This window comes from Salinicola rhizosphaerae (assembly GCF_014652715.1).
Lineage (GTDB): Bacteria > Pseudomonadota > Gammaproteobacteria > Pseudomonadales > Halomonadaceae > Salinicola > Salinicola rhizosphaerae.
The window spans coordinates 378,525-384,754 of the sequence record NZ_BMZI01000004.1; the positions used below are offsets into that span (position 1 = coordinate 378,525).

The following is a 6,230-nucleotide window of genomic DNA, read 5'->3' on the forward strand; positions in this document are numbered from 1 at the left end:
CCCGCGAAACGACCACCACCTGCCTCGATTCTTCAGCCGGCGCCAAAACCCGCCGGTCGGGCACCACCACCTGCCTCGATTCTTCAGCCGGCGCCAAAACCCGCCGGTCGGGCACCACCACCTGCCCGTACTGTGGCGTCGGCTGTGGTGTGACCGTGCAGCTCGAGCGGGGAAAAATGGTCGGTGTGGCGGGAGACAGGCAGCATCCGGCGAACGAGGGCCGGCTTTGCGTGAAGGGCAGTGCGCTGCACGAGACGCTGGGCGAGCGGGGACGACTGAAGCACCCGCGGGTGGATGGCGAGCTCGTGAGCTGGACGGCCGCGCTGGACGCGGTCGCCTCACGGCTTGAAACGACGCGATCGGAATTCGGCGCGGGTTCGGTGGCGGCCTACCTGTCCGGCCAGCTTCTGACCGAGGATTACTACGTCGCCAACAAGCTGTTCAAGGGATTTCTGGGTACGCCGCACGTCGATACCAATTCGCGCCTGTGCATGGCTTCGGCAGTGGCCGCCTACAAGCGCGCTTTTGGCGCCGACGCGGTTCCGTGCTGTTACGAGGATCTGGAGTGCGCCGAGCTGGTGGTGCTGGTCGGCTCCAACCTGGCCTGGAACCATCCGGTGCTCTATCAGCGCCTGAAAGCGGCGAAGCAGCGCAATCCGCTGATGCGGATCGTGGTGATCGACCCTCGCGTGACCGATACCTGTGAGATGGCCGACCTCTATCTGGGTATCGCGCCCGGTAGCGATGCGCGGCTATTCAACGCCCTGCTGTCATGGATGGCGATAACGGGGCAGGTCGATTCGCGCTACCTCGAGCGCCACACCAGCGGATTCGCCGAAGCGTTGGCGGCGGCGCAGGCGGACGATGTCAGTCTCGAATCGGTCGCGGCAGAGTGCGGTGTCGACCCGGAGCGTCTGGAGACGTTCTATTACTGGTTCGCGAGCCAGCTCCACGTCGTCACCCTCTATTCGCAGGGCATCAATCAGTCGAGCAGCGGCACCGACAAGTGCCAGGCGATCATCAATTGTCATCTGGCGGGCGGCAAGCTGGGGCTGCCGGGCGCGGGCCCGTTTTCGATCACCGGCCAGCCCAACGCCATGGGTGGCCGCGAGGTCGGCGGTCTCGCCAATCAGCTCGCCGCGCACATGGATTACCACACGCCTGGGGCCATCGATCGGGTGACGCGCTTCTGGCGCACCGAAGCGCTCACGCCAACGCTACCCGACGGGCCGGGGCTGAAGGCGGTCGAGCTGTTCGACGCCATCGAGCGCGGCGAGATTCGGGCCGTCTGGATCATGGCAACCAATCCGGTGGTCAGTCTGCCCGATGCGGCGCGGATCAAGCGCATTCTTGCACGCTGCCCGCTGGTGATCGTCTCCGATTGCATGGCCAACGCCGAGGTGCTGGACGTTGCCGACATCGTAATGCCTGCCACCGGCTGGGCGGAAAAAGATGGCACCGTCACCAACTCCGAGCGCTGTATTTCTCGCCAGCGGGGCCTGCTGCCACCGCTGGGCGAGGCGCGTCACGACTGGGCGATCATGACGGCGGTCGCGGCGAGGCTCGGTTACGCGGAGGCATTCACCTATGCGCATCCGAGCGAGATTTTCGACGAGCATGCCCGGCTTTCCGGTTTCGAGAACGCGGGCGATGGCTTTCGGCCCTTCGATATTTCCGGTTTGGCGGGGCTGACCCGCGAGGCTTATGACGCGCTGGCACCGACTCAGTGGCCGGTGACGGCGCACGCCCCGAATGGAACGTCGCGGCTGTTCGAAGATGGCCGCTTTGCGACGCCGGATGGTCGCGCCAGACTCTTGCCGGTACGGCCGTCGGTGCCGCAGCAGAGCCTGTCAGCGCGTTACCCGCTGCGCCTCAATACCGGGCGGGTGCGCGACCAGTGGCACACCATGACCCGCACCGGGCGTGCCACGCGGCTGATGACCCACCGTGCCGAACCGTTCGTCGAGATCCACCCGCTGGACGCGGAGACTTTCGGCATCGTCGACCGGCAACTCGTCGAACTCGAGGGCGCTGGTGGATGCTTTCGCGGCCGGGCGAGGGTGGTGACATCCCAGCGGCCGGGGGAACTCTTCGCACCGATGCACTGGAACGCAGCGTTCAGCGGTGATGCGAAAGTCAACACGCTGGTGGCGCCGATCACCGATCCGATTTCCGGGCAGCCGGAATCCAAGCATGGCGCAGTGTCGCTGAAGCCGCTGAAGACTGCCTGGGAAGCGACGCTGATCGTTGCCGACGACGTGTCGTTTTCGCCGGATCTCGACTGTGTCTACTGGGCGAAGATAGGACTAGAGCACGCCCAGCGCTGGCAGCTCGGCGGTGCGCCGAGAGAAGCCGATCGCGACTGGCTCAGTTGGGCCAACGCCAACCTGCCGGTCGGCGTCTCGCAATGGAGTCGCGACGATGCTCGCGGGCGCCTGCGTGCCAGCGGCTTCGACGGCGGCCGTCTCTGCTGGTGGCTGATGGTCGGCCCGCCGGAGGCGCTGCCTGCCCTTGACTGGCTCGACGCCTGCTTTGCGCGGGAGAGGGAAGCGACGCTCGCTCCGTTTATCCGACGCCGGGTACTGGCCGGGTGCGAGAGTGGCGCTGCCGATGTCGGCGCCATCGTCTGCAGCTGCCATCAGGTTGGCAGGAATGCCATCGTCGAGGCGATTCGCGGCGGTGACCATAGCGTCGAGGCGCTCGGCGCCCGACTCGCCTGCGGTACTCAATGTGGCTCCTGCCAACCCGAACTGAAGGCGCTGCTCGAAGAACAGCTTACCGAACTCACCGAACCCGACGCGCGGACCCAGCGCGAGGAGAATCGCCATGCCAGCCTTTAATCTCTCACGCAGTCCGTCGCTTGGCCTCGTCGGCTGGATGTCTCGACTCGTCCAGTCGTCCCAGCCGTGGTGGTCAATCAGCGGTCCGAGGCGGCGACCGGTGGGCGCCAGTGGCGCTGACGGCTGTCGTGTCGCACTGGTCGGCGCTGGCCCCGGTGCCGCCGACTTGCTCACGCTGCGCGCACTGCGAGCGATCGAGATGGCCGATGCCGTGGTCTACGACCGCCTGGTTGGTGCCGATATCCTCACGCTGCTGCCGCCGGGCTGCGAGCGTTATTACGTCGGCAAGGCGCGTGGCGATCACAGCGTGCCGCAGGCGGAGATCGGCAGCCTGATGGTACGTCTGGCACGCGAAGGCAAGCGGGTCGTGCGCCTGAAAGGCGGCGATCCCGGCATCTTCGGGCGCATGGGCGAGGAACTTGCCGCACTGGGTGAGGCCGGTATCACAGCGGAGATCGTGCCTGGCATCACCGCCGCTGCCGGCGCGGTCGCGGCCATGGGCATGCCGCTCACCGACCGCGCCCATGCTCAGCAGGTGCGATTCATCACCGCCCAGCAGTGTCGCGAGGAAGCGATGCCAGACTGGTCCTCGCTCGCACGCCGCGATGAGACGCTGGTCTTCTACATGGGGCTGAATCGACTGGAGGCGATCTGTCAGGGGCTTCGTGGCGCCGGGCTACCAGCCGACTGGCCGGTGATGCTCGTCGCCAACGCCTCGCTGCCCGAGCAGCAATCGCTCATCGGCACGCTGAACGACATGCCGCAGAAACTCGCCGCCAATCCGCTGCCGTCGCCGTGCTTGATCGTGGTGGGCAGCGTTGTGGCGATGGCTTGTCCTCAGGTTAGCGTGGCGCTCGGCGCTAACCCTTGACGGGATAGCCCGTGACTGGGCAACCGATAGAGGGCGGCGTAGACTTCGCTGCTTTGCAGATGGCGGAGTCGACACGTGAGTCAGTTACCCCCCTGCCCGCAGTGCGGGTCCGAATACACCTACGCCGATAACCTGCTTTTTGTGTGTCCCGAATGTGCTCATGAGTGGTCCAGCGTCGAGACTGCCGAGGATGGGGAAGAGTCCAAGGTGGTTACCGACGCGCATGGCTCGCCGCTGGCCGACGGCGACAGTGTGACCGTGATCAAGGATCTGAAGATCAAGGGATCTTCTCAGGTCGTGAAGGTGGGCACCAAGGTCAAGAGCATCCGTCTGGTCGATGGCGATCACGATATCGACTGCAAGATCGATGGCATCGGGGCGATGAAACTCAAGTCCGAGTTCGTCAAGAAAGCCTGAGATTGGATCGATGTCGGTTCCAGGGCGGACATTCCGGTGTGATTGTTCCGGTAGCCAAGCTCTCGATTCGCTAGCATGGGCAGGAATCATGACGATGTGGAATATCGCGCGTCTTAGCTGTGGTGACACGAGCGGCATCGAAACGGTGGCAAGTTGGACATTCGGCGCCTGGGGTGAGCTTCATCCGCGCACGACGTTCGCTGAATGGCGAGATGAAACCCGCGGGGAGTGCGGTGCCAAAGGCGTACCTTCGGTATTCGTGGCCGTGAGCGACGGACAACCGATCGCTACCGCGAGTCTGACAACCAGTGACATGAGCATCCGGCCCGCCATGGGGCCTTGGCTCGCCTCCGTTTTTGTCCTGCCTGCCTGGCGCGGCCGTGGTATCGCTTCGGCGCTGGTCAAGCGTGTGGAAGCGGAGGCGCGGGAGACAGGTCTCAAACGATGCTATCTCTATACGCCTGACCAGACAGCGCTATACGCGCGCCTGGGTTGGATACCGACCGAATCGCTGATCTACCGTGGCGAGAATGTCACGCTGATGCACCGAAATCTCTGAAAAAAACCGCCGCCCGGGGGCAGCGGCAAAGATCGCGGCATGGACGCGCGATGAATCAAGTGGGAGATCATCATCCGGTGGCGACGCCAGTCTCGGAGCTCTCTCCATGGCTACGCTGCCCCTCGCGCTCGCCGGCGGCGCGGGCGTAGGCTTCGCGCTGGGCGGCTTCCATCTCCGGCGTGAAACGCACTGCCAGTGCACAGAGCGAGGCGAGAACGACGGCGATGCCGAGCGTGAAGAGGCCCTGTTGATAACTCAGGGATTCCGAGCGGAACAAAAAGCCCGCGGCGACGGCACCGGCATTGCCGCCAGCCCCCACGATGCCAGCCACCGCACCCAGCGCCTTCTGATTGATGAACGGCACCACGCCGAAGGTGGCACCCTCCGCCATCTGCACGAACAGGCTGAAGACCAGCATGATGCCGATGGCGATCGCCAGCGTCTGCATCTGGGCGAAGCCGATCAGTGCGATCCCTTCGCAGAACAGGGCGATGAACAGCCAGCGCACACGCCCCTTGAGTCCGGCATTGCGTGCGAAGAGGTCGGAAAAGACGCCGCCCAGGGTGCGGGCAAACAGGTTCATCAGGCCGAATAGACCGGCGATCAGGCCGGCAGTGGCGAGATCCAGCGAGAAGGTATCGAAGTAGTAGATGGCGGCGATATTGTTGATCGTCAGCTCGACGCCGAAGCAGGCGGCGTAGACGACGAACAGCGCCCAAACGCGAAGGTCCCTGGCGGCCGTCATGAAGCTCCGGCCGGCGCCGTGCTCGCGCGTGGCGGGCGGCAGCTCGCCTCGCGCGCGCAGTTCACTGAAGTTGCCGTCCGGGGCATCTTGCGTGAATCGGTAATACGCCAGGCCGGTCAGAAACAGGACGATGCCGGGCACGACCATTGCCAGTCGCCAGCCCACGGCCTCGTTGACGCCGAGCATCATCACGCCGGCGAAGATCAGTGGCATCACGATCTGAGTGGTGCCGCCGCCGAGGTTGCCCCAGCCGGCGGTCGTCGCGTTGGCGGTGCCGACGACATTGGGTGCGAACATCATCGTCGAGTGGTACTGCGTGATGACAAATGAAGCCCCGATCGCGCCGATGGCCAGCCGCGCCAGCAGGAAGGTCTCGAAGCTATCGGCCAGGCCGATCGCCATCACCGGCAACGAGCCCAGACAGAGTAGCCAGGCATATGCCTTGCGCGGGCCGACGCGGTCGCAAAGCAGGCCGATCACCAGGCGTACGACGATGGTGATGGCGACCGAGGCGATGATCGTGTTGCCGATCTGGGTCTTGGTCAGGCCGAGATCGTCGCGCACGACGGCCATCAGCGGGGCGATGCCGAACCAGCCGAAGAAGCAGATATGGAACGCGAACCAGGACAGATGAAACGCACGCATCTGCGGGGTCGAGAAGCTGAACAGACGAATCCTGTTGGCCTTGTGTCGGATGTCCATGAGAGAGGCTCCGGTGGAGATGACGCCGAGCGGCGTCCAGACAAACGAAAACGGCGTCCATCGAGAGTCGTGCGGTGACGAAACTCGATGGACGCC

5 protein-coding genes are annotated in these 6,230 nt (G+C 64.8%); 4 read left to right on the forward strand and 1 reads right to left on the reverse strand.

Annotated elements, in window-relative coordinates; genetic code table 11:
- The first annotated feature begins 149 nt into the window (after positions 1-149).
- The 4 genes from IE125_RS10485 (at position 150) to IE125_RS10500 (ending at position 4,687) form a co-directional block, all read left to right on the forward strand.
- Positions 150-2,840, forward strand: a complete 2,691-nt coding sequence (locus IE125_RS10485) for a nitrate reductase (protein ID WP_229809064.1) — start codon at positions 150-152, stop codon at positions 2,838-2,840.
- On the forward strand, positions 2,827-3,711 hold the full coding sequence (gene cobA / locus IE125_RS10490) for a uroporphyrinogen-III C-methyltransferase (RefSeq protein ID WP_229809044.1): 885 nt from the start codon (positions 2,827-2,829) through the stop codon (positions 3,709-3,711). Before IE125_RS10485 ends, cobA begins: the two co-directional genes overlap by 14 nt.
- Positions 3,712-3,786: 75 nt before the next feature.
- Complete coding sequence (locus IE125_RS10495) at positions 3,787-4,128, forward strand: zinc ribbon domain-containing protein YjdM (RefSeq protein ID WP_189444607.1); 342 nt, start codon at positions 3,787-3,789, stop codon at positions 4,126-4,128.
- Positions 4,129-4,222: 94 nt separating this feature from the next.
- Positions 4,223-4,687, forward strand: coding sequence for a GNAT family N-acetyltransferase (locus tag IE125_RS10500; protein ID WP_229809045.1), 465 nt, complete (start codon positions 4,223-4,225; stop codon positions 4,685-4,687).
- 70 nt (positions 4,688-4,757) lie between these two features.
- On the opposite strand, the gene IE125_RS10505 is transcribed toward IE125_RS10500, so the two are convergent.
- Positions 4,758-6,134: an MFS transporter gene (locus IE125_RS10505; protein ID WP_189444609.1), complete on the reverse strand. Its 1,377-nt coding sequence runs from the start codon at positions 6,132-6,134 to the stop codon at positions 4,758-4,760.
- Positions 6,135-6,230: the final 96 nt, after the last annotated feature.